Genomic DNA, 24,203 nt, shown 5'->3' on the forward strand with positions numbered 1-24,203 from the left:
CCTTCGTCGAGTGCACCACTGACCGGGACGCGTGTTCCCTCTGGAGGTTCTGCCATGGCCCACTCCGCCACGCCCACCACGGCCCCTGTCGCCGTAGCCCCCATCTCCCTCTCCGCGCTGGCCCCCTGGGCCGCGTTCGCCGCCGTACTGACGCTGGTGCTGCTGTACTTCGTCGGCATCGAGCAGGGCGCCACCGCCGTCTTCCAGGGCGAGAACATCCACGAGTGGCTGCACGACGGCCGTCACCTGCTCGGCTTCCCCTGCCACTGATCCCTGCTGATCCCTGTCTCGATCACGCAAGGGAACCCCACGTGAACACCATCTCCCCCCGCGTCCTGCTGCTGCGCGGAATGCTCGCCGGGCTGCTCGCCGGCGCGGCCGCGTTCCTCGTCGCCTACCTCATCGGTGAGTCCAAGGTCGACGCCGCCATCGCCATCGAGGAGGCCGGCGCCGCCCTCGGCGGCCACGACCACGGCGACGAACCCCCGGTCAGCCGAGCCCTCCAGGCCACCGCCGGCCTGGGCACCGGCGTCCTGCTGTACGGGGTCGCGCTCGGCGGCATCGCGGCGCTCGTCTTCTGCTTCGCCCTCGGCCGCATCGGACGCTTCGGCCCGCGCGCCACGGCCGCGCTGGTCACCGGCGCGCTGTTCGTGACCGTCACCCTGGTGCCGTTCTTCAAGTACCCGGCGAACCCGCCGGCCGTCGGCGACCCGGACACGGCCGCCCGCCGGACCGCCCTCTACCTGCTGATGATCGCCCTGAGCGTGCTGCTGGCCGCGGGCGCGCTGATCCTGGGCCGGCGGCTCGCCCCGGGCCTCGGCAACTGGAACGCCTCGATCGTCGCCTCGCTCGCCTTCGTGGTGGCGGTCGGCCTGTCGTACGCGCTCCTGCCCGGGATCAACGAGGTGCCCGCCGACTTCCCGGCGGCCCTGATCTGGCAGTTCCGGCTCGCCTCCCTGGCCATCCAGGCCACCCTGTGGGCGGCTTTCGGCCTGGCCTTCGGTTTTCTAGCCGAACGCGCTATTGCCCCGGCCGCCGCGCCCAAGGAGGCTGTACAGCCTACAAGTTGAGAGCGTGACACCTGTGAAGGTGTCGAGGGTGGGGGCCGGGACATGCACACCGCGATCCGGGAATGGCGGGGCTGGACCGGCGCCGCACCGTTCTGGCTGAATTCGCTCCTGCTCGTCCTGGCACCCTTCACCGCCGTCACCCTGCTCGCGCAGCTCGGCGTCATCACCGCACTCGCCGCCCTCGGCGGCCTGGCCCGCCAGCTCTGGTACGGCGACTACGGCCACCCCGCGATGCACCTCGCCGCCGCCCTCATGGGGGCGGCGGCGGTCGCATTGGTGGTGGTCTGACGAGGGAGAATGACGGTTCGTTCGAACGAACCTGAGGGGCTGGCGTGACGTCTGGGCGGGACATACCCGAGGAGTATCTGAGCGGGTACGCACGGATCCTCACCACGGCCGCGGCCACCGGCCGGCGTCCCGGCCGCGAAGAACTGGACGCCCGGCGCGCGCTCGGCGAGAAGGCCGCCGAGGACGGCTACGCCCTGCGGACCCTGATCGGCGCCCACCTCGCCACCACCCGCCGGGCCCTCGCCGGCCGCATCACCCCCGACCACGTGATGGCCGCGATGGAACAGGCCGTGGACGCCTTCGCCGAGGGCCACGAGCGGGCCCAGCGCCTGGCCGTGCGCCAGGAGGAGGCCGCGCGCCGCGAGTTCATCGACGACCTGCTGCTCGGACGCAGCCACCTGGGCCGCCTCAGCGAACGCGCGGCCCGCTTCGGACTGCACCTCGCGCACGCCCACGCGGTGGCCGTCGCGCGCGGCCCCGAGTCCTACGAGGACACCGGCGCGGCCGCCCGGCAGGTCGAACTGGCCCTGACCGCCCGCTTCGGGAGCCGCACCTTCCTCCTCGCCACCAAGGACGGCCAGCTCATCTGCGTGGCACCCGGCGACCATGACGAACTCCTCGCCTGCTTCGCGAAACAGGCGTACGAGGCGGCCTCCGCGCGCGGGCTCGTCGCCGTCGGCCGCCCCCACCCGGGCGCGGGCGGCGTCGTCACCTCCTACGAGGAGGCCCTCGGCGCCCTCGACCTCGCCGACCGGCTCGGCTTCGACGGACCGGTGCTGCGCGCCGCCGACCTGCTGGTCTTCCCCGTCCTCACCCGGGACCGGGCCGCCATGGCCGACCTGGTGCTGAGCGTCCTCGGACCGCTGCGCGCCGGACGGGGCGGGGCCGTACCCCTGCTGGACACGCTGACCGCGTACTTCGACGCGGGGTGCGTGTCGGCGGAGGCGGCCCGCCGGCTGAGCCTGAGCGTGCGGGCCCTGACGTACCGCCTGGAACGCATCCACCGCCTCACGGGCACCGACCCCGGCGACCCGGTCCAGCGCTACACCCTCCAGACGGCCGTGATCGGCGCCCGCCTCCTGGACTGGCCGCAGCGCCCGCTGTAGCGGCGCCGCCGCGGCCGGTTCACCCGTTCGGCCGCACGGCGGCCGTCGGCGGGAGCACGACCGGCGCACCGCCCGCCAACTGCGAAGACGCCGCCAGGGCGTTACGACACTCCGGTGACGCGGAGCCAGTTCCTGGCACTCGCCGATGTGCGCACGGCCCGGGAGCGGTCCACTGCTCCCAGGAGCCGGCCGCACGGGCCGGGACAGGAGGAACACCATGCCCCACGCCCGGTGGGCCGTCGCCGCCCTGACGGTCACCCTGCTCTGCGCCGGCGCGGTGGCGTTACGGGACGGTACGGGCGGCGCGGGCGCGGACCCGGCGGCCTCCGGCGTCACGGACGCGCTGCCCTCCCGGGCCCTGGGCCTGTCCGGACACCGCCGGCTCGTACGCGGACTGGAGCAGGCCGGCGAACACGCCCCGGGCCGGAACTCCCGCGCGGTGCCCGCCACTCCGATGCGCGCGGCCCGGCCGCTGCGGCTGCGGATCCCCAGCCTGGGGGTGGACGTCCCGGTGACGGGCGGCCCCCGGGGCGAGCGGGGCGCGGCCGGCTGGGACACGGCCGGCCCGGCCCCCGGGTCCGCCGGGACCGCCGTGGTCACCGGCAGCGGGCTCCCGCTCGGCGGGCTGCGGCGCGGCCGGACGATCGAGATCCCGCGCGCGGACCACCGTACGGCGGTGTTCACCGTCGAGCGCATCTCGCCGGGCGGGGTCGACGCGGCGCCGTCGGACCGGCCGGGCCGGGCCCGGCTGCGGCTGGTCAGCGGGGAGACGGCCGTGCTGGCCCGGCTGGCGGGCCCGCTGCGCACCGGCTGATCCCCGCTCCTCGACCGGCACCCCCTTCGGCCACCTGTCAGCCGAGAGGGGGTGTCTTCGTCCCCCGGTCGGGGGCTTCTTGGGGCCGGGCGGGGAGTCGCCCGGCGTGGCGGGGCATGGAAGCGCTCATGAGCGGTGCGCGGAACACGCGGACGGTGCTGGCGCGGGCCCTGACGGTGGCCTGCGTCGCTCTGCTGTGCCTGTTCGGCCCCGGTCCGGCGATGACGAGCGCGGCGACGGCCGCCGAGCTCCGGCCCGCCTCCTCCGTACCGTCCGAGCCCACCGAGGGGCCCTCGGACCCGGGCGCGGAGCCCGAGGCCCGGGCGGCAGTCCGCCCGGCCGCCCGCGGGGTTCCGGCCGTACAGCGGCCGATGCCGGAGATGTTTCACGTGAAACACGCGGACGAGCCGTCCCGCGTGGCCCGGTACGGGACGGCCGGCACGGCCCCGTCCCGGCTGACGGTGACGGGTGTGGTCCTGCGCTGCTGAGCGGGCCGAGCAGCAGCGCACCCCCCACACCCCCCTCGAACACCGTGAGGTTCCGCCATGCCCATCGACCCGTACGCCGCTCTGAACGCCATGCTCCGCGCCGAGGCCGCCCGTTTCACCCCGCCGGCCCGCCGGGCGGAGCCGGCCCCGCCGCAGCCGGTACCGGTACCCGCCGACACCGAGCCGACCGGTGAGGTAACGCAGGGCCCGGGCGACCCGGTGGCGTAACGCGCGGCGCCGGTTCCCGCCACGGGAACCGGCGCCACGGTCACTCCAGGGCTTCAGTCCTCCCGCGTGTAATACCGGTAGAACGCGACGATCCCGACGCCCGCCCCCACAGCCAGTCCGATCCCCGTGGCGCGCAACACCGAGGAGTTGGTGAGGCTGTGCAGGTAGCCCGCGGCGATACCCGCGAACACCCCGTACGCGGCGGCGTGCACCTCTCTCTTCAGCCTCGGCCCGACGCGCGCGAGGGCGAACATGCAGGCGGCGAAGAGCGCGCCGCACAGGATCCCGTAGAAGACGTTGCCCGCGTCGACCGGGCCCATCTGGCGCTTGATGAAGGCCGCCCAGACCCCGTAGACGAGGCCGAGCGCCAGCGCGCGGATCAGGGAGTTCCTGCTGGTGTGGTCCACGTCCGCCGATGTCCTCGGGCGGTGCCGCCGGTGGGCGGTGGGTGCCGCATGTGCCATGGCGGGACTCCTCTCTTCCACCCTCCAGGGCACACCCGGCGCCCCGGAGCGGCAAGTGGATCACCCGGGACACCCGGACGCAGCAGCACCACTGGCGCCGGGCACCGCCCCGGCTTCCCCTGGTGACGTGCGCACCTACCTTTCGGCGGCCCTCATCGTGCTCGTGGCCCTGCTCGTGCCCGCGAGCGCGGTCGCGTACTGGGCCGACCGGGAGCTGGGCAACGCCGACCGCTACACCGCGGCCATGTCCCCGCTCGCCTCGGACCCGGCCGTCCAGGAGGTGGTCGTCACCCAGACGGGCCGCGCCCTCGCCGGGCAGATCGACGCCGGCCCCTTCCAGGGCGGGGTGGACGCCCTGATCGGCGAGGCCCTGCGCTCCTTCGCCGGGACCCCCGCCTACCGGACGGCCTGGGACGCGGCCAACCGCGCCGCGCACGCCTCTTTCCTCCGCGCCCTCACCACCGGCGACGGCGACGCCGTCACCCTCGACCTCGCGCCCGTGATCGCCCAGGTCAAAGGAGAGCTGGTCGCCGACGGAGTGCCCTTCGCCGACCGCATCCCCGAGACCCACCTCTCCGTGAAGGTCATGGAGTACGAGAACCTCGGCGCCCTCCGGAAGGCCTTCCGCATGCTCCAGATCGCCGGCGTCTGGCTCCCCGTGCTGACCGTGGTGCTCGCGGTGACGGCCGTCGCCGTAGCCCTCCACCGCCGCCGCGCCGTCATCGCCACCGGCATCGGCCTCGCCGTCGGCGCCCTCCTCCTGTGGATCGCGACAGCCCTGTGCCGCCGCCTGACCCTGGACGACCTGCCCGACGACACCGACCGGGCGGCCGCCGCCGCCGTGTACGACGCGCTCACCACGTTCCTGCGGACCACCGCCTGGGTGGTCCTCGCCATCGGTCTCGCCGCCGCGCTGAGCGCATGGCTGGCGGGCCGGCTACGCCGCACCCCATAAGCTCGGAACGTACCCATCCTCCGCAGAACTCCCCAGAAGAACCGATTCGCGAGCGGCGACACGGAAGCGGAATGACCACCGAACGACGCACCGAGCACATACCGTCCGGGCGGCCCCGGCCGAAGCCACTGACTCCGCCCGCCTGGCTGCTCGCGGGACTGCGGCCCAGCAGCGCCCCCATCCCCTGGGCGGCGGTCGCCCGCGCCGGGATCGCACTCGCCACCCCCCTCGCCGTCGGCTTCGCCCTCGACGAGCCCGAGTACGGGGCACTCGCCTCCATGGGCGCCCTGTCCGGGGTGATCGGCGACACCGCCGACGCCTACCGGATGCGGGTCCTGAACATCGCCGTCCCCCAGCTCCTCGGCGCGGTCGGAGTGGCCATCGGAACCCTGGTCTTCGGCCACGGCTGGCTGGCGGTCGGCGTCCTCACCCTGGTCGCCCTCGTCTCCGGAATGATCTCCTCGATCGGCACGGTCGCCTCGGTATCGGGCCTCCTCCTCCTGCTCAACGCCGTGGTCGGCGCCGGCCTGCCCATGCCCCAGCCCTGGTGGACGGCCCCCCTCCTGCTGACCGCCGGCGGCCTGTTCGTCCTCGCCCTGACCCTCCTGGGCTGGCCCCTGCGCGGCCGCCAGCCCGAACGGGCCGCCGTCGCCACCGGCTACCGGGCCCTGGCCGACGCCCTGGAAGCCGCGGGCGGCCCCGCCTACGACGAACGCCGCCAACAGCTCACCCAGGCCCTCAACCAGGCCTACGACCTCGTCCTGGGCCGCCGCGCCCGGGTCCACGGCCGCAGCCCCTCCCTCGTCCGGATGCTCGCCCAGCTGAACGTACTGATCCCCCTGGTCGAGGCCGCCCCCGCCGCCCACCTGCGCCGCCGCCCCCTGCCCCCCGAGATCCCGGCCGCCGTACGCGAACTGGCCGCCGCCGTCGAAGAGGGCCGCACCGGAACCCCCGACCTCCACCTCCCCGCCCCGCACACCCCCTCGGAACGGGCCGTGGACGCCGCCCTGCGGCACGCCGCCGCCATCGTCCACCTCCCCGAACCCGACCTGCACAACGTCGACGACCGCCTGGGCCGCCCCGCCGCCCTGGGCGTCCGCGCCCGCCGGGCGGTCCGCGACATGATGCTGTCCAGCGCCTCCTGGCGGTACGGCCTGCGCCTCGCCCTGTGCATCGGCCTGGCCCAGTCCCTCGTCTCCCTCATCCCCGTGGAGCGCTCCTACTGGGTCGCCCTCACGGTCACCTTCGTCCTCAAACCGGACTTCGGCTCCGTGTTCTCCCGCGCCGTCCTGCGTGCCCTGGGCACAGCCGCGGGCCTGGTCCTCGCCGCAGCCGTCCTCGCCGAAGTCCCCCGAGGCTGGTGGGACGTACCGGCCATCATGTTCCTGGCGGCCCTGATCCCAGCCTTCTCGGCAAAGGGCTACGCCTTCCAGACCGCCGCCATCACCCCGGTCATCCTCCTGCTCTCCGACCAGCTCAACCACCAGGGCTTCGACCTGATCCGCCCCCGCCTCCTGGACAGCCTCATCGGCTGCGCCATCACCCTCATCGCCGGCTACCTCCTGTGGCCCGAGAGCTGGCGCACCCGCATCGGGGACCGCCTCGCCGACGCCGTGGACGACGCCGCCCGCTACGTGGAACGGGCCTTCGCCCCGGTCGCCGACGAAGCCGCACTCCGCGCCGCCCGCCAGTCCCGCCTCCAGGCCCGCCGACGGATCTACCGCGACCTCTCGGGCCTGCGCAGCGAGTTCCAGCGCGCCCTCACCGAACCCCCGCCCACCGGCGCCCGGGCCGCCGCCTGGTGGCCCCTGGTCGTAGCCGTGGAACGCATCGTCGACGCCACCACCGCCGCCCGCGTCCGCGTCACCCACGGCGCCGAACCCCCGGCCCCCCACGAGGTCGACCAGATCACCCGCCAGCTCCGCGCACTGGCCGAACGGGTCCGCAACAGCACGGTCCCCTCCCAGACCACGGCGGAACCGACAACAGACGACACCAGCGTCCTGGCCCCCCTGGACCAGGAAATCGCAGCAGCCCTGGCCATCACCCAACCGGACCACTGACCACAACGGACCGGGACGGGGACCACGGACCTGAGGGGTCGGGGACGGGGTGGGGTGTCGTCCGGGATGTAAAACGTGATGTGTTGGCGCGCGGTACCTCGTATCCAACGAAGCACCGGACGGGGCGCCATAAATCATGCCCATCCCGGACGGCACCCCACCCCGTCCCCGACCCCGCCCCCACCCATCCCCAGAACACCCGCATCCCCCGAACGGCCCCCACCCCAGGCCCCCCACCCCACCCCGCGCGAGCATCGAAGCATGCGCCGCACCCGAGCCCTGCTCGCCCTGGCCGCCCTGGCGGCAACGGCAGGCTGCGCCGACGTGGCAGGCCTCCAGAACGACGGCGACCTCGGCACCGTGCACGCCCCCCAGACCCTGTGGAAGAACATCCGCCCCGACCCCCCGGCCCCCGGCCAACAGCCCGGCACCGCCGCACCAGTCCCGGGCCTCCCCAAAGTCCCCAGCGGCAGCGACATGCGCACGGTGGACGCCCTCTCCGTAGTCCGCGCCGACATCACCTCCGCCACCACCGAAGACAACGGCACCGGCCGCCTGGTCGACCCCCGCGCCATCCAGCGCCTGGCCCTCTGCACGCGGGCCCCCGCCGGCGGCCCCGACTGCCCGGTCCGTCCCCCCGCCCTCCACGACGTGACGGGCGACGGCAAGCCCGAACTGATCACCGCCCTGGACATCGACGGCCGCCTCTCAGAACTACGCGTCTACAAGATCACCAACAACGGCGGAATCACCCGCATCCTGTCCCGCCGAGCCGTCCTGGAAGGCGTAGAGGTCGCCGCCGAACACCTGGCCGTCCGCGAGCCGACCTCCAACCCCCAGTACACCTCCGTCTCCGACTACGTGTGGGACCCCAAGGCCGGGATCATGAACCTGTCCCAGCTGACCCTGGACGAGTGCCAGGCCCTCACCGACACCCCGCTCGGCCCGGACCGGACCCGATGCGCCCGCTGAGCAGCCTGCGCTGGAAGATCGCCCTCACCACCACCCTGGTGTGCTGCCTGGTCGCCGCCGTCCTCGGGATCCTGGTGCACAACGTGGCCGCCCAGCAGATCGTCGGCGAGGTCCGCAAGGACGCGAACCAGGAGCTGGACCACGCCCTCGGCCACTACGAGTACGGCACCGCCCACGGCGACGTGAACGTCGCCCTCGACCCGCCCGGCCTCCCCCCGCCCCTGAAGGCGCTCGTCGCCCGCGGCCGGACCGGCAGCATGGTCGGCCTGCACGACGGCGCCCCCGTCATGTGGGCGGCCGCGCCCGCCGACCGGCAGGCCCTCGCGGTCTGGATCCCGTACGAGCACACCCGCACCCGCCTCCGCGACATCGACGCCGCCATCCTGGCGTCCTCCGCGCTCGCCGCGGGCCTCGTCGCACTGGCGGGCCTCTTCCTCGCCAACCGGATCAGCCGCCGCCTGACCACCACGGCCGCCGTGGCCCGCCGGATCAGCGCCGGGGACCTGGACGCCCGGGTCGGCTTCCCCGCCGACGACGCGACCCTGCGCCCGCGCCGCTACCGCGACGAGGTGCGCGACGTGGCGCAGGCCCTGGACTCGATGGCCGCCTCGCTCCAGGGCCGGCTCGAGGCGGAGAAACGCTTCACGGCCGACGTGGCGCACGAGCTCCGCACCCCGCTCACCGGATCCCTGGCCGCGGCCGCACTGCTCCCCGAAGGCCGCCCCAAAGAAATGATCAACGACCGCCTCAAGGCACTGCACCTGCTCACCGAGGACCTGCTGGAGATCTCCCGGCTGGACTCGGGCGTGGAGCGGGCCGACCTGGCCCAGGTGGAACTGGGACGGGCGGTCCAGCGGGCCGTGGCCGCCACCCGGCTCGCCGCCGAAGTCCACGTCGTACGCGACGCGGTGGTGCTCACCGACCGCCGCCGCCTGGACCGCATCCTGGCCAATCTCCTGACGAACGCGCACAAACACGGCCTCCCACCCGTGGACATCACGGTGGAAGGCCCGGTCCTCACGATCCACGACCACGGCGGGGGCTACCCACCCGACCTGATCGACCAGGGCCCGCAACGCTTCCGCACCGGCGACCCCGGACGCGGCCGGGGCCACGGCCTGGGCCTGACCATCGTCGCGGGCCAGGCGGCGGTCCTGGAGATCGCCCTGACCTTCGACAACGCCCCGGACGGCGGCGCCCGCACGACGCTGCGCCTCCCGGTAGGAAAACTGCCGGAGGGCAGCTGACCGCAAACGGCCAACTGCCCCACTCAGCTACTCAGCCACTCACCGACGACATCACACGCCGAATCACACGCCGATGTTCTTGCCGTCCTTGCGCCACACGGACACGACCGCCGGACGGACGATCTTGCCGGGCCCGTCGGGCCACACCGACTGCGGCTTCTCGACGGACGCGCCGTCGATCTCGCCCGGGTGCTGCACCGACACCAGGACGCGCTTGTCCTGGATCAGCGGACCGCAGGTCTCGGCGCCGCGCGGAACGGTCAGGAACTGCTTCAGCTCACCGCGGCGCTCACCGGCGGTCGCGACGCCGAACAGGCCGTCGTGCGAGCCGAGCTGGTTGCCGTCGGTGGAGATCCACAGGTTGCCGTGCGGGTCGAAGGCCACGTTGTCGGGGCAGGAGATCGGGCTGACCTTGTCCTTCGGGAAGCCCGCGAAGTAGGTGGCCGGGTCGTTCGGGTCACCGGCGACCAGGAAGAGGCGCCAGGCGAAGCCGTCGCCCGCCGCGTCGTCGAAGTTCTCGGCGAGCTCCAGGATCTGGCCGTGCTTGTTCAGGTTGCGCGGGTTGGGCTCGGTGGCGCCTTCCTTGCCCGGCTTGCCGCGGTCGGTGTTGTTGGTCAGCGCGATGTACACGCGACCGGTGCGCGGCGACGGCTCGACGTCCTCGGGGCGGTCCATCTTGGTGGCGCCGACCTTGTCACCGGCCTGGCGGGTGAAGACGAACACCTCCTCGGCGGTCATGCCCTCGACGTGCGAGACGTTGCCGGAGGCCGAAGCGGTGGCCAGCTTGATCCAGACGCCGGAGCCGTCGAACTCGCCGTCGGCGGGGAGCTTGCCGGTGCCGTCGATCGCGGCGGCCGGGGAGTCACCGGTGAGCTTGGCGACGTAGAGGGTGCCTTCGTCGAGCAGCGTCAGGTTGTGGTCCTTCGCCGCGCGCGAGTTGCCCTTCTTCATCTGCTTGCTCGACACGAACTTGTAGAAGTAGTCGAAGCGCTCGTCGTCGCCCATGTAGACGACCGGACGGCCGTCCTCGGTCAGGCGGGGCTGCGCGGCCTCGTGCTTGAAGCGGCCGAGCGCGGTGCGCTTGCGCGGGACCGAGTTCGGGTCGTACGGGTCCAGCTCGACGACCCAGCCGAAGCGGTGCGACTCGTTGGGCTCCTGCGCGACGTCGAAGCGCTTGTCGAACCGCTCCCACTTGCGCTCGGTGGCGCCGGCGGTGACGCCGTAGCGCTTCAGGCGGGCGGCCTGGCCGGCGTCGGTGACCTGGCCGGCGTTGCCGAAGTACTGGTTGAAGTTCTCCTCGCCGTGGAGGGTCGTGCCCCACGGGGTGGTGCCGCCGGCGCAGTTGTTGAGGGTGCCGAGCACCTTGGTGCCGGTGGCGTCCACGGAGGTCTTCAGCAGGGCGCTGCCCGCGGCGGGACCGGTCAGCTTGAACTCGCTGGTGGCGGTCAGGCGGCGGTTGAGCTGGTGGCGGGTGACGGCCGTCAGCTTGCCGCTGCGGTGGTCCTCCTGGACGACGACCACGGACAGGCCGTGCGCGGCCCAGGCGATCTCGACCTGCTCGCGGGTCGGGTTCGCCGGGTCGTAGCCCTTGAACATGAGGTTCTCGTCCGTGTACTCGTGGTTCGCCACGAGCAGCTGCTGGCGCTCGTAGTTGCCGCCGAGCGGGAGCAGGCTCAGGAAGTCGTTGTTGTAGCCGAACTGACCGGCCTGGGCGGCGGCGGTCTGCTTGTCCGGGTTGAAGCCGGGGGCGCCCTTGAGGATCGGCTCGCCCCAGCGGATGACCACGTTCTGCTCGTGGCCCTCGGGGACGGTGACCTTGTCGTCGGTGTTCGGCGCGACGGCCTTGAAGCGCAGGCCGCGGGCGGGCTCGCCGCCGCCGCCCGCGCGCTGGGCGTCGGCGCCGTCGACGGGGGCGGCGCTGGCGCTCTGGCCACTGCCGGTGCCGAGGGCGACGGCGGTGCCGGCGGCGGTGGCGACCGTGACGACGGCGGCGGAGCGCAGCATCGAGCGGCGGGAGTACGCCCGGGCTATGACGTCGCCGACGTACTCGTTGTCGCTGGTGTTGGGCACCTCGTGGAAGCATGCGTCGCCACAGCGGTAGCGACAGGTGAGAGCGGAACGGCCGCTCCCATGCGGGTTGCCGATGAGCGGCAGGAGCTTGCGCACGAGGTGTCCTCCGGTGAAGTGCACGGCGCCGACAACGTGTCGGTAGGAATCCAGCCGTGACGCTAGGGCCGAGTTGCGCCGGTGCGGCGGCGCGGGGATGAACGCCGGATGAACCCGGCACGGCGGAGGGGGAGTTCGGAGAGCGGCGCCACGAAAGGCGCCCCTGCCGAAGTTCCAGCCACGGGGCCGATAACCTTACGTGTCCACTCTGGGCAGGGATCAACCGCACAGTACGGACAAATGACGCACGCACTCATGCGAAAGGCCTGGCCCATGGGTATTCGGAGCTTGTTGCGCAAGGTGTTCGGACGTTCTGCGGAACCGGTTCCGGAGACTTCGGACACCCCTTCTGCCGCCGTCCCGAACCAGGCGGAACGCACTCCCCTGGACGTGGCCGCCGAACTGGTGGCGGCGTCCTTCGACAATCCGACCGTTCCGCCGCAATCCGCACCGCGCGACCGGGAGCCGGGCACGCTGCTCACGGCCCCGGCCACCACCTCGGACCCCACGGTCCCGGAAGCCCGCCGCCCGTCGCCTCCGGCGGTCCCCGACCCCACCCCCGCGGCGGTAACCCCGGAACCCGAAGCGGAACCGGTTGCCACCACGCCGGAGCCCAAGGCCGAGGCCCTCACCCCCGAGCCTGAGGCTCAGCCCGCACCGGCCGAACAGCCGGAGGCAGAAGCCGTCACCACCGAGGCGAAGCCCGAGCCGGTCGCCGCCGAGGCGGAGCCCGAGGCTGCTGCAGCGCCGGAGGCAGAGGCCGTGGCCGTAGAGGCCGCTGCCGAGCCGGAGGCCGAGGCTCAGCCCGAGCCGGTCGCCGCCGCGGCGGAGCCCGAGGCAGCCGCCACCGAAGCCGAGCCGGAGGCCGAGGCCGTCGTCACCGCCGAGCCGCAGGCCGACGTCGAGCCGCAGGCTCAGACCGTCGCCGACGACGCCTCCCTCACGGCCACGCCCGCCGAGCCCGAGGCCGCTGCCGAGCCGGAGACCGAGGCACAGCCCGAGCCGGTCGCCGCCGAGGCGGAGCCCGTCGCGGAGCCGGCCGCCGAGGCCGCTCCCGAGCCGAAGGCGGAGGCCGACGTGGCCCCCGAGCCTGAGGCCGAGGCGCAGCCCGAGCCCGTCGCCGAGCCGCAGGCCGACGTCGAGCCGCAGGCTCAGACCGTCGCCGCCGACAACGCCGTCACGGCCGCGCCCGCCCAGGCGGAGCCCGAGGCTGCTGCGGCGCCGGAGGCAGAGGCCGACGTAGCCACCGAACCCCAGCCGGAGGCAGCGGCTCAGCCCGAGCCCGTTGCCGCCGCGGCGGAGCCGGAGACGGAGGCCGACGTAGCGACCGAAGCCGAGCCGGAGGCAGAGGCAGAGGTCGAGCCCCTCGCCGCCGAGTCGGAGGCACAGCCCGCGCCGGAGGCAGGGGCTCAGCCCGAGGCCCCCGAGACCGAGCCGGAGGCAGAGGCAGCGGCAGAAGGTCCCGCGACCCCCGCGGCAGCGGTCCGGCGGCGGGCGCCCCTGGTGGCGGGCGCGTACAAGACCGCCGGCCAGGTGCTGCGCACCAAGGGCAAGGCCGGCGCCCGCGCCAAGGTGTACCTGGTGCTGGACCGTTCCGGTTCGATGCGCGGCTTCTACAAGGACGGCAGTGCCCAGCACCTCGCCGACCACGTCCTCGCCCTGTCCGCGCACCTCGACGAGGAGGCCACCGTCCACACGGTGTTCTTCTCCACGGAGGTGGACGGCACCGCCGAGCTGACCCTCGACGCCCACGACGAGGGCTGGGTGGAGGCCCGGCACGGCGAGCTGGCCCGGATGGGCCGCACCAGCTACCACGTGGCCGTGGAGGCCGTCCTGGAGCGCTACCAGAAGGACGGCGGTACGGGCCCGGCCCTGGTCGTCTTCCAGACGGACGGCGCGCCCGACAACCGTCAGCCCGCCCGTCAGGCGATCACCGATGCCGCGACCGCCGCCCCGGAGGTGTTCTGGCAGTTCGTGGCCTTCGGTGACGACGACTCGAAGGCCTTCGACTTCCTGCGCAAGCTGGACGCCGAGAACGCCGGTTTCTTCCACGCCGGCCCGGCCCCCACCGAGCTGGCCCCGGCCGCGCTCGTGAAGGGCCTGCTCCAGCGGTTCTGATCCCCCCGGCACACAAAAGGGCGGCGCCCCCTCCACCCGGAGGGGGCGCCGCCTTCGTACTGCCGAATACCAGGTCAGCCGCGCGGCGACCCGGCGTCCGGGATGACCGCGTCGGAGACGGGCCGCTCCGAGGCCGGGGCGGCCTTGGTCTCGACCGGCTTGCGCAGCGCGATGTTCAGCTCGCGCAGGCGGGCCTCCTCCAGCACGGTCGGCGCGCCCATCATCAGGTCCTGGGCGTTGCCGTTGAGCGGGAAGGCGATGGTCTCGCGGATGTTCGGCTCGTCGGCCAGCAGCATCACGATGCGGTCCACGCCCGGGGCGATGCCACCGTGCGGCGGGGCGCCGAGGCGGAACGCGCGCAGCATGCCCGCGAACTCCCGCTCGACGGTCTCGGCCTCGTAGCCGGCGATCTCGAAGGCCTTGAGCATGACCTCGGGCTCGTGGTTGCGGATGGCACCGGAGGACAGCTCGATGCCGTTGCAGACGATGTCGTACTGCCAGGCCAGGATGTCGAGCGGGTCCTTCTCCTCCAGGTCCTTCATGCCGCCCTGCGGCATGGAGAACGGGTTGTGGGAGAAGTCGATCTTGCCGGTCTCCTCGTCCTTCTCGTACATCGGGAAGTCGACGATCCAGCAGAAGCGGAAGACGTTCTCCTCGAACTGGCCCGCGCGCTTGGCCGCCTCGACGCGGACGCCGGACATGATCTTGGAGACCTCGTCGAACTCGCCCGCGCCGAAGAACACCGCGTGCCCGGCCGCCAGGCCCAGACGCTCGGTGAGGACCTTGACGTTCTCCTCGGTGAGGAACTTGGCGATCGGGCCGGTCAGCGCACCGTCCTCGCCCACGCGGACCCAGGCCAGGCCCTTGGCGCCCAGCGAGATCGCGTACTCGCCGAGGCCGTCGAAGAACTTGCGCGGCTGCGCGGCGGTGTCCGGGACGGCCAGGGCGCGCACGTGCTTGCCGGCGAACGCCTTGAACTCCGAGGCCTCGAAGACGTCGGTGATGTCGACGAGCTCCAGCTTGGCGCGCAGGTCGGGCTTGTCGTTGCCGTACTTGAGCATCGACTCGCGGAACGGGATCCGCGGGAACGGCGAGGTGACCTCGCGGCCCTTGCCGAACTCGGTGAAGATCTCCGTCATCAGCCGCTCGATCGGCTGGAAGACGTCTTCCTGCTCGACGAACGACATCTCGACGTCGAGCTGGTAGAACTCGCCCGGCGAACGGTCGGCGCGGGCGTCCTCGTCGCGGAAGCAGGGCGCGATCTGGAAGTACCGGTCGAAGCCGGAGATCATCAGCAGCTGCTTGAACTGCTGCGGGGCCTGCGGCAGGGCGTAGAACTTGCCCGGGTTCAGACGCGACGGGACGACGAAGTCACGGGCGCCCTCGGGGGAGGTCGCGGTGAGGATCGGGGTCGCCATCTCGTTGAAGCCGAGGGCCACCATCTTCGAGCGGATCGACGCGATGACCGCCGAGCGCAGCATGATGTTGCGGTGCATGCGCTCGCGGCGCAGGTCGAGGAAGCGGTACTCCAGGCGCCGCTCCTCGTTCACACCGTCGTCGGTGTTGATGGTGAAGGGCAGCGGGGCGGCCGCGCCGAGCACCTCGACCTCGACGGCCTCGATCTCGATCTCGCCGGTGGGCAGCTCGGCGTTGACGTTGTCGGCGCCACGGGAGACGACCTTGCCGTCGACCCGTACGACCGTCTCCTTGGACAGCTTGTCCAGGACGGCGGCGGCCGCGGTGCCGGGGCGGGCGACGAGCTGCGTGATGCCGTAGTGGTCACGCAGATCGATGAAGAGGATGCCGCCCAGGTCTCGACGATTGTGCAGCCAGCCGCTCAGCCGGACGTCGGAGGCGACGTCGGAGGCACGGAGCTCGCCGCACGTGTGGGACCTGTACCGATGCATCAGTCATCCAGTTCTACGCGATACCAGGGTGGATTCAACCGTCCCAAGGTTACCGTCAGGGCGCGCCACCGTGCGGGCACGCCCGGGGACCGCCGTGAACAGGCACTCCGGTGGGATGACCTGTAAAGATGACGGAGTGCGCACCGAGGACGTCCTGGCCGCCATCGCGACCGGTCTGTGGCGATGGGACAACGCCTCCGGGACGGTCACCCTCGACAGCGAGGCCGCCCGGCTGCTCGGTCTGCCCGCGGAGCCCGTCATGCTGCCCGAGGTGGCGGTGCGCTCGCGTTTCCATCCGGTGGACTGGAACGAGATCAACGGCATCGTGAACCTGGCGGTGGCCGAGGGCACCCTCGCCGAGGCCCGGCTGCGGATCATGGACGAGGACGGGCGGGTCCTGCGTACGGTGCGCAGCCGCTCCAAACCGCTGGAGAACGTCACGGCGGACGGCCGCAACGACTACGAGCTGATCGGCACCCTCCAGGAGATCGCCGAGCCGCAGCCGGGCACCACCGCCGCGCACACCCCCATCACCGGTGACTGGCGGCGTTCCCGGGAGGCCTTCCTGCTGGACGCCGGCCGGGCGCTGGCGGAGGCGCGGTCCACGGCGGAGGTGCTGCGGGTGGCGGCCTCGCTGTCCATGCCGGGGTTCAGTCCGGACGGGCTGGCCGTGTTCGGCGTGGCGGGCGACCGGCTGTCGGTCACCGGGCACCACGGGCACGGCCCCGGCGACGAGGGCCCCTTCTCCGACATGGGCCTGGACACCGACTATCCGGCGGCGGAGGTCGTCCGGACGGGACGGGCGATCTACCTCCCCTCCCCCGAGGACTACCAGCGGCGCTTTCCGGCCACCTGGCCGCTGGCCCAGCGCTTCGGCCGGATCTCCTGGGCCTTCCTGCCGCTGATCGTCGCCGGACGGACCATGGGCGCCTGGATGGCCGCCTTCAAGCATCCGGTGTCCTTCTCGCCCGACGAGCGGTCCGTACTGACGACGGTGGCCCGGATGCTGGCCCAGGCCCTCCAGCGGGCCGGTGTGGCCGAATCCGAACGGGAGCTGACGACGGGGCTCCAGCGGTCGATGATGCCGCAGCTCGGGCCGGAGATCCCGGGCATGACGATCGCCGCGCGCTACGTCCCGACTGGTGGCGGGCTCCAGGTCGGCGGCGACTGGTACGACATGATCCCGCTGCCGTCGGGCCGGTTCGCGCTGGTCATCGGCGACGTCCAGGGGCACGACGTACGGGCCGCGGGCCTGATGGGCCAGCTGCGGATCGCCGTACGCGCCTACGCCTCCGAGGGCCACCGGCCCGACGCCGTCCTGTCGCGGGCCTCCCGCTTCCTGGCCGGACTGTGCTCCTCCCAGGAGCACCCGGCCGGCTCCGGCTCCCCCGACCCGGACTTCCACAGCCCCCGGTTCGCGACCTGCCTCTACGTGGAGTGCGATCCGGCGACCGGCCTGCTGGAGGTGGCCCGCGCCGGGCATCCCGATCCGGCGGTGCGGATGGCGGACGGCACGGTCCTGATGCGGCCGACGGCGGGCGGGCTGCCCCTGGGCATCGTCCCCGACACCGACTACCCGACGACCCGGTTCACCCTGGAGCCGGGCGAGACGATGATGCTGTGCACCGACGGGCTCATCGAGACCGGCGGGCACGACCTGGACACCGGCTGGGCGCGGCTGCGCGCCATCCTGGAGTCCGACACCCTCGACCCGGACTCCCCCGATGCCTCCGGCCCCTCGGAGGGCCACCTGGAGCGGCTCGCGGACCTGCTGGTCCAGGCCGTGCACGGGCCGTCCTCGCACCACACCACCGGACCGCTCGCCGACCGCCGCGAGGACGACATAGCCGTGGTGCTGCTGTGCCGCGAGAGCGCCGACTGCGGCTGCGGCACCCCGCCGCTGCACCCGTCGCGGCCCCCGCGGCGCACGATGCTGACGGTGGCGCAGGCAGAACCGGAGCGGCTCTCGGGCGCCCGCCGGCAGGTCCGGGAGCTGCTGCACGACTGGGCGGACCCGGAGCAGGTGGACTCGGCGGTACTGATGGTCTCCGAGATGGTCACCAACGTCCTGGTGCACACCGACGGCGACGCGGTACTGGTGGCGGAGGCGGCGGGCGAGCTGGGCACCCGGCGGCTGCGCGTGGAGGTCGCGGACGCCAGCGACGAGCTGCCGCACAAGCGCCACCCCGGGGAGATGGCGTCGAGCGGGCGCGGGGTGCTGCTGATGGAGATGCTGGCCGACACCTGGGGCGTGGACCCCCGGGGCGCGGGCAAGTCGATCTGGTTCGAGCTGTACGAACGCTCCAAACCGGACGACGACGTCGAGGACTGAGCCCTCTGCACACTGAAAGGTAAGTGGACGCGGCGATGCCGACCCCTCTGCTGCCCGAGCCGGTGCGGCGACTGGCCGCCTGGTGTGCGGTCCTGCTGCTGGTCACGGGTGTCGCCGCCGTCGGGATCTGGCTGTGCGTGGTCTTCAAGACCGCCGTCACGCCCGTCCTGCTCGCGGTCCTCGGCACCGCCCTGCTCGGCCCGCTGCACCGCCGCCTGGTCCGGATGGGGGTGAACCGCTCGCTGGCCGCCGCGGTCACCTGCCTGGCCGTGGTCGCCGTCGTCGGCGGGGCCACGTACATCGTGGCCCTGGCGCTCGTCGAGACCGGCGACCAGATCATCGACGCGCTCGTACGGGCCGGGGAGAGCCTCGCCGAGCACTTCGGGGCGGCCGGCACCTCGCTTTCGGACCTCGCCGCGAACTCCAAGGACCTCCTGGCGAAGTTCGGCGGCACGGCCGCGTCGGGGGTCCTCGCCGGACTCAGCGTGGTCGGCACGATGATCGCGACGGCCCTGCTGGCCCTGGTCCTGATCTTCTTCTTCCTGCGCGACTCCGACCGGGCCGTGGGCACGCTGCGGGCCCTCGTCCCGAGCCGCTCGGGCGACCTGATGGAGGCGATGGGGCGGCGCGCCTACGGGGCCGTGGAGGGCTTCATGCGCGGGACCACCTTCGTGGCCCTGGTCGACGCCGTACTGATCGGCGCCGGCCTGCTGGTCCTGCGCGTACCGGGCGCGCTGGGCCTGGCCGCCCTCGTCTTCGTGACGGCGTACATCCCCTACCTCGGCGCGTTCCTGTCGGGCGCGGTGGCGGTCCTGGTGGCCCTCGCCGACCGGGGCTGGGTGATCGGCCTGTGGACGCTGGGCGTGGTCCTGGCCGTCCAGATGATCGAGGGCTACGTCCTCCAGCCGATGGTCCAGAGCCGCACGGTACAGATGCACCCGGCGGTGGTGATGCTGGCCATCACGGCCGGCGCGAGCGTCGCGGGCATCCTCGGCATGCTCCTGGCAGTCCCCCTCACAGCAGCCGCCTTCGGCGTCATCTCAGAACTCCGCACCCGCTACACCGCCCCGGCAGGGCCGCCCCCGAGCGACTGAGGCGCCTGTTCAGGTCCTGTCCGGGTCGCGTTCTTCCTTCAGGACTCCGTAGACGATGGAGTCGCGCCAGCTGCCCCGGACGAGGACATGCCCGCGAATGCGGCCTTCTTCGGTCATGCCAGCGGCCAGGAGGGTCTTCGCCGATGCGCTGTTCTTCGGGGCCCGGGCAGCCCAGACACGGTGCAGGTCCAGGTCGTCGAAGGCGAGGTCGAGCAGGAGGTGGACGCTCTCGGTGCCGTACCCCACCCCCCAGGCGTCCGGACGCAGGGCGAAGCCGATGGTCGCGGCCTGTTGCTGATGAGGGTCCATGGCCAGGCGCGCGAAGCCGACCAGCGGGCCGCCCTCGCCCTCTGTGACGGCCAGGGCGTATTCCTGGCGAGGCGTGGCGGTGGCCGAGGCCATCGAGCGGGCCACGATGCCTGCGACCTGGTCGCGGGTCCGTGGTTCGAAGGAGAGGTGTTCGGTCGCCTCGCTGCTGCCGTAGATGGCGTGGACGTTGTCCACGTCATCGAGTCTCAGCTCGCGCAGGGCCAGACGGTGGCGGTGACGGGCGACCGGATACATGCGGCGGACTCTATGCGAGGTTCAGCGGGGTAGGGCAAGAGCAGGACGGGAGAACGTCTCGATCTCCTCGCGCAGCTCGCGGGCGACGGCCGCGTCACGGTAGCCGGGCTGCAAGAGGGCCGAGCGCACCCGGCGAGCGGAGTGGATGATTCCCGCGTTGCGCTGGTCCGCAGACAGGTCCAAGACGGGACGGACTGCTTCTGCGGCTCCGTCGAGGTCCCCGGTCCAGAGGCGGGCCAGGCCAAGATTGGTGCGGGCGCCGGCAGCGTCCCCGAAGGCCCAGTCGGCATGCCCGGGGTCGCTGAAGCCGCCCACCGCCCGCTCGGCGCGTTGTGCGAGCTGGGCATCCCCGTGGCCGAGCAGGACATGGGCCTCGACGTCGTAGTAGTCCTGGCGGACACGGGGGAACGTGAGCAGGCCGCCCAGCGCGTCCAGGTCGTCGGGGACCGTGGTCTCGCGCAGATCAGTGGCGCGCCTGGTGGCCCGGGTGACGGTGTCGGCGTCGCCGATCAGCGAGGCCGCGCGGGCTTCGAGACCGGCCAGCCACACCGTCACCGTGCCGTGCTGGGAGGCGGCCTGGGCCGCGCCCTGGCGGGCGTAGTGGAGGGCGTCGGTGGGGCGGTCGGCCCAGTACGAGATGAGGGACTGCAGCCCCCTGACCCAGGCCCCCATCGCGGGGTGATCGGCCTGCTCGGCGCAGACGGCGGCGGTGCGCGCCTGCATCATCGCCGCGTTCGGGTCCCCCAGGTCGTGACCGGCCTTGGCGAGCATGCCCGAGGACAGGGCTGCGATCAGGTAGAGGTCGCGCAGCTGGACCGGGCGGGCCCGTCCGGATTCCAGGAGGCGGAAGCACTCGTCCTGCACGCTGATCAGATCGTCCAGGACCGCTGCGAGCGGAACCCGGACGTAGGCGGACGCCAGGCGCCGTGCCTCGTCCTGGAGGTATCCCATGGTCTCCTCGCCGACCCGGCCTCGCTCTTCTCCCATGGCGAATGCCATCGCACGCCGTGCTGCCATAGCTGCGTTCGTTCCCATCTCGTGCAGACCCGCGCCGTCAGCGGCGCCGGGTGGGGCGGAGTACGACATACCGTGCCGCGCCGGTGCGGGCGCGGCGCGGGGCGGGGCGGATGCCGGAGACCACAGGTCGTCGATGCTGTGGCCCAGCAGGTGGACCAGGACCCGCCGGGAGTCCGGATGAGGCCGGCCGGTGCCGTAGTACCAGCGCTCGAAGGTCGCCTCGGAGACGGTGAGCCTGGCGTACTTCTCCAGGCCTTCCAAGTCGGCCAGTTCACTGGCGGCCGCCGTGAAACGGGAGAGGAAGACATCGAAGTCCCGCCACTCCCTGGCATCGAGCAGCACCCGCAGCAGCGTCGTCATCACGCCCCCTTACCGGTCCGGTATGTCGCGTCCGACCGTAACCCGACGCCGTCGTCAATCTCCTTCCCAAAAAGGGAAGTTGGCGCACATGAGGCGCGAATGAGGGAGAAGCGATGCCGCACCTCACCCCACAGGCGGATTCCAAGGGCCGAATGCGGGTGGATCTGCTCCGCTTGCCGCCACCACGCTCGTACGTGTCCCTGCCGACGAGCCGGCCGCCGCAATCGGGCCGGGCCGAAATGGTCCTGGGGCGGCCCCACGGCCGCCCTGGGAAGGAAACGAAGGCCGTCGTGATCGAAACCCCCGCGGACCTCAGTACCCCCGTCGCCTGCGAGTGGTCGATGAGCTACACCATGGTCAAAGGGTCGGTCGGTCTCACCCGGATCCACGCCCGCAGACTGCTGACCGCATGCAACTGGACCGGCGACGTCCAGGACGCCGTCGTCATCGTCAGTGAGCTGGTCACCAATGCCATCCGTCACGCGCACAAACGGGGCCACGTCCTGGGACTGCGGATCTCCGTCCTGGAGGACCACACCCTGGTCATCGACGTCAGCGACCCCGTCCCCGCCTTCCCCCGCACGGGCGGGCCCGCCCCCGGCGATCAGGACGAGGGCGGCCGGGGCCTGCTCGTCACCCGCGCTCTCGGAGCCGAGGTGACCTGGTTCCTGCGCAGGCACGTCGGCAAGACCGTCCGCGCCACCCTCCCCGCCCACCGCGCAACGGCCTGACGCTCGAACGGGAACGAAAAGGCCCAGGTCAGCGACCTGGGCCTGCTTCGTTCCCGCATCTTCCGGCGCCCCAACCACAGGGCCCGGGCCGGTCAGTCCTGGTCTGCCTCGCCCGTGCCGCGGTGGCCGAGGCCCGTGCGGGCCGTGGTGGGGATGGTGCCGAGGCGGCCCGCCTGGAAGTCGTCGAAGGCCTGCTGGAGTTCGTCGCGGCTGTTCATGACGAACGGCCCGTAGTGCGCCATCGGCTCGCGGATCGGCTGTCCGCCGAGGATGACGACCTCCATGTCCGGCGCGTTCGAGTCCTGGGACTCGTCCGCCCGCACCGTCAGCGAGCCGCCTTCTCCGAAGACCGCCGTCTGTCCGGTGTGGATCGGCCTGCGGTCCTCGCCGACCGAGCCGCGCCCGGCCAGGACGTAGACGAGGGCGTTGAAGTCCTCGCGCCACGGGAGGGTGATCTGCGCGCCCGGGGTGACGGTCGCGTGGACCATCGTGATCGGGGTGTGGGTGATGCCCGGGCCCTCGTGCCCGTCGAGCTCGCCGGCGATCACCCGGAGCAGCGCGCCGCCGTCCGGGGTGGACAGCAGCTGGACCTGGCCGCCGCCGATGTCCTGGTAGCGCGGGGGCATCATCTTGTCGGAGGCCGGGAGGTTCACCCACAGCTGGAGGCCGTGGAAGAGGCCGCCGGACACCACCAACGACTCCGGCGGGGCCTCGATGTGCAGGAGGCCCGAACCGGCGGTCATCCACTGGGTGTCGCCGCCGTTGATGACTCCGCCGCCGCCGTTGCTGTCCTGGTGGACGAAGGTCCCGTCGATCAGGTAGGTGACGGTCTCGAAGCCGCGGTGGGGGTGCCAGGGGGTGCCCTTGGGCTCGCCCGGCGCGTACTCCACCTCGCCCATCTGGTCCATCATGATGAACGGGTCGAGGTACTGGTAGTTGATCCCGGCGAACGCCCGGCGCACCGGGAACCCCTCGCCCTCGAATCCACCCGGAGCCGTGGTCACGGCCAGCACCTTGCGGGCGGCGGCCGTCTGCGGCACGGCCACGCGCGGAAGGGTCAACGGGTTCTCAACAGTCACTGCGGGCATGGTCAGGACCTCCTTCTGCGTCGAGTTTAGTTGAAACTCGAACTTTCTGCCACCGCTCAGAACAGCGCACCCGCCCGGCTCATTCCCGGACGGGTGCGTGAAGGGTGGCAGGCCCCCCGACCAGGGAGATCCCGCCAATGTGCATACGTATGACAACCGGGGCGCCCGCGATGCGGTCTTCCCGGACATGGAGAACCGCACGACCGATCCCCTGCCCGAGCCGGGAACGGAGACCGAAGCCGCCCCCGCCCCCCGCTGGACCCCGCCCGAGCCGCTGCTCGCCCTCGGCCGGGCCACCGGCATCACCGCCCTGGTCACGGCCCTCGGCTACGCCGCCTACCGCTGGGCCGCGACCGGCCTGCCGATGGAACCGCTGCCCGGCTCGCCCTGGCCGTACCTCACCGCCTGGGCCGTCCTGACCTTCGTCGCCTGCCTCATCCTGAACTGGGCGACGTCCGGGATCGACTACGACGGCCGCTGGCAGCTCATCGTGTTCCCGGCGTTCGCCGGGGTCCGCCTCTGCCTGCGCCTGCGCCCGGACACCGCGCTCGTGTACGCGTACGGGCTGGGGTTCCTGGCGGTCGCGGCGGTGGCGGTCGCCGTGTGGCGGTGGCGGTGGCGCCGACGGCTGTCCGCTACCAGCTCGAAATGACGATCGAGTTGATCGGCGAGAGGTTCTCCGGCCAGCCGTCCCCGGGACGCATCTTGGGCAGGCAGTCGGTGCCGTTCGAGCCCCGGCAGAGCTTCACGGTCCAGCCGCCGGTCTGGTTGTTGTAGACGATGTGCGTGCCCTCCCAGCCGTCGATCCGGTGCGTCCCCCAGGCGCTCCAGCTCCTCGACGGCGCCTGGTTCCAGTCCGTGCCGGGGTAGAAGCAGACGGACCCCGACTCACAGCCGAACGAGCTGTCCGCGTGGGCCGGGCCCGCCGCCAGGACCCCCGTTCCGAGCGCCAGCGTCGCGGTCGCGGCCACCGCTGCGAGCTTCGTGCGGATCGACGTGATCGACGTACGGGCCATCACTGCCTCCTCGATTGGAGCGGGGGATCCCCCCGTGGTTTCCCCCGCGCCCCGATGGTCCGCCGCACCCGCCCGGCCCCGCGATCCTTTCGGCGGTGCCCGAAGGCTTCACCGA

23 protein-coding genes are annotated in these 24,203 nt (G+C 72.6%); 16 read left to right on the forward strand and 7 right to left on the reverse strand.

What is annotated here, in order from left to right:
* Positions 1-54 precede the first annotated feature (54 nt).
* The 7 genes from OOK31_RS19860 to OOK31_RS19890 all read left to right on the forward strand — a co-directional run bounded on the left by OOK31_RS19860 (position 55) and on the right by OOK31_RS19890 (position 3,994).
* A complete protein-coding gene (locus tag OOK31_RS19860) occupies positions 55-270 on the forward strand; it encodes a CbtB-domain containing protein (RefSeq protein WP_267088620.1) in 216 nt (71 codons plus the stop codon).
* 41 nt (positions 271-311) lie between these two features.
* Positions 312-1,070, forward strand: a complete 759-nt coding sequence (locus OOK31_RS19865) for a CbtA family protein (RefSeq protein ID WP_267088621.1) — start codon at positions 312-314, stop codon at positions 1,068-1,070.
* Between the two features lie 42 nt (positions 1,071-1,112).
* The gene (locus OOK31_RS19870) at positions 1,113-1,358 is read left to right on the forward strand and encodes a hypothetical protein (protein ID WP_267088622.1); all 246 of its coding nucleotides are present in this window, start codon (positions 1,113-1,115) and stop codon (positions 1,356-1,358) included.
* Between the two features lie 44 nt (positions 1,359-1,402).
* Positions 1,403-2,464 carry a CdaR family transcriptional regulator gene (locus OOK31_RS19875; protein ID WP_267088623.1) on the forward strand — a complete coding sequence of 354 codons (1,062 nt, stop codon included), beginning with the start codon at positions 1,403-1,405 and terminating at the stop codon, positions 2,462-2,464.
* 217 nt (positions 2,465-2,681) lie between these two features.
* Positions 2,682-3,278, forward strand: coding sequence for a class F sortase (locus tag OOK31_RS19880; RefSeq protein ID WP_267088624.1), 597 nt, complete (start codon positions 2,682-2,684; stop codon positions 3,276-3,278).
* 128 nt (positions 3,279-3,406) lie between these two features.
* Positions 3,407-3,766 carry a hypothetical protein gene (locus OOK31_RS19885; protein WP_267088625.1) on the forward strand — a complete coding sequence of 120 codons (360 nt, stop codon included), beginning with the start codon at positions 3,407-3,409 and terminating at the stop codon, positions 3,764-3,766.
* Between the two features lie 57 nt (positions 3,767-3,823).
* Positions 3,824-3,994: a hypothetical protein gene (locus OOK31_RS19890; protein WP_267088626.1), complete on the forward strand. Its 171-nt coding sequence runs from the start codon at positions 3,824-3,826 to the stop codon at positions 3,992-3,994.
* A 53-nt stretch (positions 3,995-4,047) separates the two neighbouring features.
* On the opposite strand, the gene OOK31_RS19895 is transcribed toward OOK31_RS19890, so the two are convergent.
* Entirely contained in the window at positions 4,048-4,458 is a 411-nt protein-coding gene (locus OOK31_RS19895; RefSeq protein WP_267088627.1) for a hypothetical protein, read from the reverse strand.
* 127 nt (positions 4,459-4,585) lie between these two features.
* Here OOK31_RS19895 and OOK31_RS19900 point away from each other — a divergent pair, with 127 nt between their 5' ends.
* From OOK31_RS19900 to OOK31_RS19915, 4 genes are all read left to right on the forward strand, one after another.
* Entirely contained in the window at positions 4,586-5,413 is an 828-nt protein-coding gene (locus OOK31_RS19900) for a hypothetical protein (protein WP_267088628.1), read from the forward strand.
* A 71-nt stretch (positions 5,414-5,484) separates the two neighbouring features.
* Positions 5,485-7,476, forward strand: a complete 1,992-nt coding sequence (locus OOK31_RS19905) for an FUSC family protein (RefSeq protein ID WP_267088629.1) — start codon at positions 5,485-5,487, stop codon at positions 7,474-7,476.
* Between the two features lie 261 nt (positions 7,477-7,737).
* Positions 7,738-8,448: a hypothetical protein gene (locus OOK31_RS19910; protein ID WP_267088630.1), complete on the forward strand. Its 711-nt coding sequence runs from the start codon at positions 7,738-7,740 to the stop codon at positions 8,446-8,448.
* Positions 8,436-9,695 (forward strand): HAMP domain-containing sensor histidine kinase, encoded by a 1,260-nt coding sequence (locus OOK31_RS19915; protein WP_267088631.1) that lies wholly within the window; start codon positions 8,436-8,438, stop codon positions 9,693-9,695. Before OOK31_RS19910 ends, OOK31_RS19915 begins: the two co-directional genes overlap by 13 nt.
* Positions 9,696-9,758: 63 nt before the next feature.
* Here the strand turns inward: OOK31_RS19915 and OOK31_RS19920 are convergent, their stop codons facing one another.
* A complete protein-coding gene (locus OOK31_RS19920; RefSeq protein WP_267088632.1) occupies positions 9,759-11,861 on the reverse strand; it encodes a PhoX family phosphatase in 2,103 nt (700 codons plus the stop codon).
* Between the two features lie 390 nt (positions 11,862-12,251).
* Here OOK31_RS19920 and OOK31_RS19925 point away from each other — a divergent pair, with 390 nt between their 5' ends.
* Positions 12,252-13,979 (forward strand): VWA domain-containing protein, encoded by a 1,728-nt coding sequence (locus OOK31_RS19925; protein WP_267088633.1) that lies wholly within the window; start codon positions 12,252-12,254, stop codon positions 13,977-13,979.
* A gap of 74 nt (positions 13,980-14,053) precedes the next feature.
* Here the strand turns inward: OOK31_RS19925 and aspS are convergent, their stop codons facing one another.
* Positions 14,054-15,886 (reverse strand): aspartate--tRNA ligase, encoded by a 1,833-nt coding sequence (aspS, locus tag OOK31_RS19930; RefSeq protein WP_267088634.1) that lies wholly within the window; start codon positions 15,884-15,886, stop codon positions 14,054-14,056.
* 136 nt (positions 15,887-16,022) lie between these two features.
* On the opposite strand from aspS, the gene OOK31_RS19935 reads away from it, so the two are divergent.
* Positions 16,023-18,218 carry a SpoIIE family protein phosphatase gene (locus tag OOK31_RS19935; RefSeq protein WP_267088635.1) on the forward strand — a complete coding sequence of 732 codons (2,196 nt, stop codon included), beginning with the start codon at positions 16,023-16,025 and terminating at the stop codon, positions 18,216-18,218.
* Between the two features lie 35 nt (positions 18,219-18,253).
* Positions 18,254-19,312, forward strand: a complete 1,059-nt coding sequence (locus tag OOK31_RS19940; protein ID WP_267088636.1) for an AI-2E family transporter — start codon at positions 18,254-18,256, stop codon at positions 19,310-19,312.
* 9 nt (positions 19,313-19,321) lie between these two features.
* On the opposite strand, the gene OOK31_RS19945 is transcribed toward OOK31_RS19940, so the two are convergent.
* Together OOK31_RS19945 and OOK31_RS19950 are read right to left on the reverse strand one after the other, a co-directional pair.
* Positions 19,322-19,876, reverse strand: a complete 555-nt coding sequence (locus OOK31_RS19945; RefSeq protein ID WP_267088637.1) for a GNAT family N-acetyltransferase — start codon at positions 19,874-19,876, stop codon at positions 19,322-19,324.
* A gap of 21 nt (positions 19,877-19,897) precedes the next feature.
* Complete coding sequence (locus OOK31_RS19950) at positions 19,898-21,253, reverse strand: hypothetical protein (RefSeq protein ID WP_267088638.1); 1,356 nt, start codon at positions 21,251-21,253, stop codon at positions 19,898-19,900.
* 290 nt (positions 21,254-21,543) lie between these two features.
* Between OOK31_RS19950 and OOK31_RS19955 the strand changes: the two genes are divergently transcribed.
* Positions 21,544-21,984, forward strand: a complete 441-nt coding sequence (locus OOK31_RS19955; protein ID WP_267088639.1) for an ATP-binding protein — start codon at positions 21,544-21,546, stop codon at positions 21,982-21,984.
* A 92-nt stretch (positions 21,985-22,076) separates the two neighbouring features.
* On the opposite strand, the gene OOK31_RS19960 is transcribed toward OOK31_RS19955, so the two are convergent.
* Complete coding sequence (locus tag OOK31_RS19960) at positions 22,077-23,072, reverse strand: pirin family protein (protein ID WP_267088640.1); 996 nt, start codon at positions 23,070-23,072, stop codon at positions 22,077-22,079.
* Between the two features lie 139 nt (positions 23,073-23,211).
* On the opposite strand from OOK31_RS19960, the gene OOK31_RS19965 reads away from it, so the two are divergent.
* The gene (locus OOK31_RS19965) at positions 23,212-23,724 is read left to right on the forward strand and encodes a hypothetical protein (RefSeq protein WP_267088641.1); all 513 of its coding nucleotides are present in this window, start codon (positions 23,212-23,214) and stop codon (positions 23,722-23,724) included.
* Here the strand turns inward: OOK31_RS19965 and OOK31_RS19970 are convergent.
* Positions 23,708-24,088 carry a hypothetical protein gene (locus OOK31_RS19970; protein WP_267088642.1) on the reverse strand — a complete coding sequence of 127 codons (381 nt, stop codon included), beginning with the start codon at positions 24,086-24,088 and terminating at the stop codon, positions 23,708-23,710. The genes OOK31_RS19965 and OOK31_RS19970 overlap by 17 nt on opposite strands.
* Positions 24,089-24,203 lie beyond the last annotated feature (115 nt).

This window comes from Streptomyces sp. NBC_00249, assembly GCF_026342355.1.
Lineage (GTDB): Bacteria > Actinomycetota > Actinomycetes > Streptomycetales > Streptomycetaceae > Streptomyces.

Bases quoted from the DNA above. Each gene is read 5' to 3' on its own strand.
- OOK31_RS19860 (WP_267088620.1), top strand. From the start codon at position 55: ATGGCCCACTCCGCCACGCCCACCACGGCCCCTGTCGCCGTAGCCCCC.
- OOK31_RS19870 (WP_267088622.1), top strand. From the start codon at position 1,113: ATGCACACCGCGATCCGGGAATGGCGGGGCTGGACCGGCGCCGCACCG.
- OOK31_RS19880 (WP_267088624.1), top strand. From the start codon at position 2,682: ATGCCCCACGCCCGGTGGGCCGTCGCCGCCCTGACGGTCACCCTGCTC.
- OOK31_RS19885 (WP_267088625.1), top strand. From the start codon at position 3,407: ATGAGCGGTGCGCGGAACACGCGGACGGTGCTGGCGCGGGCCCTGACG.
- OOK31_RS19890 (WP_267088626.1), top strand. From the start codon at position 3,824: ATGCCCATCGACCCGTACGCCGCTCTGAACGCCATGCTCCGCGCCGAG.
- OOK31_RS19895 (WP_267088627.1), bottom strand. From the start codon at position 4,458: ATGGCACATGCGGCACCCACCGCCCACCGGCGGCACCGCCCGAGGACA.
- OOK31_RS19905 (WP_267088629.1), top strand. From the start codon at position 5,485: ATGACCACCGAACGACGCACCGAGCACATACCGTCCGGGCGGCCCCGG.
- OOK31_RS19910 (WP_267088630.1), top strand. From the start codon at position 7,738: ATGCGCCGCACCCGAGCCCTGCTCGCCCTGGCCGCCCTGGCGGCAACG.
- OOK31_RS19915 (WP_267088631.1), top strand. From the start codon at position 8,436: ATGCGCCCGCTGAGCAGCCTGCGCTGGAAGATCGCCCTCACCACCACC.
- aspS (WP_267088634.1), bottom strand. From the start codon at position 15,886: ATGCATCGGTACAGGTCCCACACGTGCGGCGAGCTCCGTGCCTCCGAC.
- OOK31_RS19940 (WP_267088636.1), top strand. From the start codon at position 18,254: ATGCCGACCCCTCTGCTGCCCGAGCCGGTGCGGCGACTGGCCGCCTGG.
- OOK31_RS19945 (WP_267088637.1), bottom strand. From the start codon at position 19,876: ATGTATCCGGTCGCCCGTCACCGCCACCGTCTGGCCCTGCGCGAGCTG.
- OOK31_RS19950 (WP_267088638.1), bottom strand. From the start codon at position 21,253: ATGACGACGCTGCTGCGGGTGCTGCTCGATGCCAGGGAGTGGCGGGAC.
- OOK31_RS19960 (WP_267088640.1), bottom strand. From the start codon at position 23,072: ATGCCCGCAGTGACTGTTGAGAACCCGTTGACCCTTCCGCGCGTGGCC.
- OOK31_RS19970 (WP_267088642.1), bottom strand. From the start codon at position 24,088: ATGGCCCGTACGTCGATCACGTCGATCCGCACGAAGCTCGCAGCGGTG.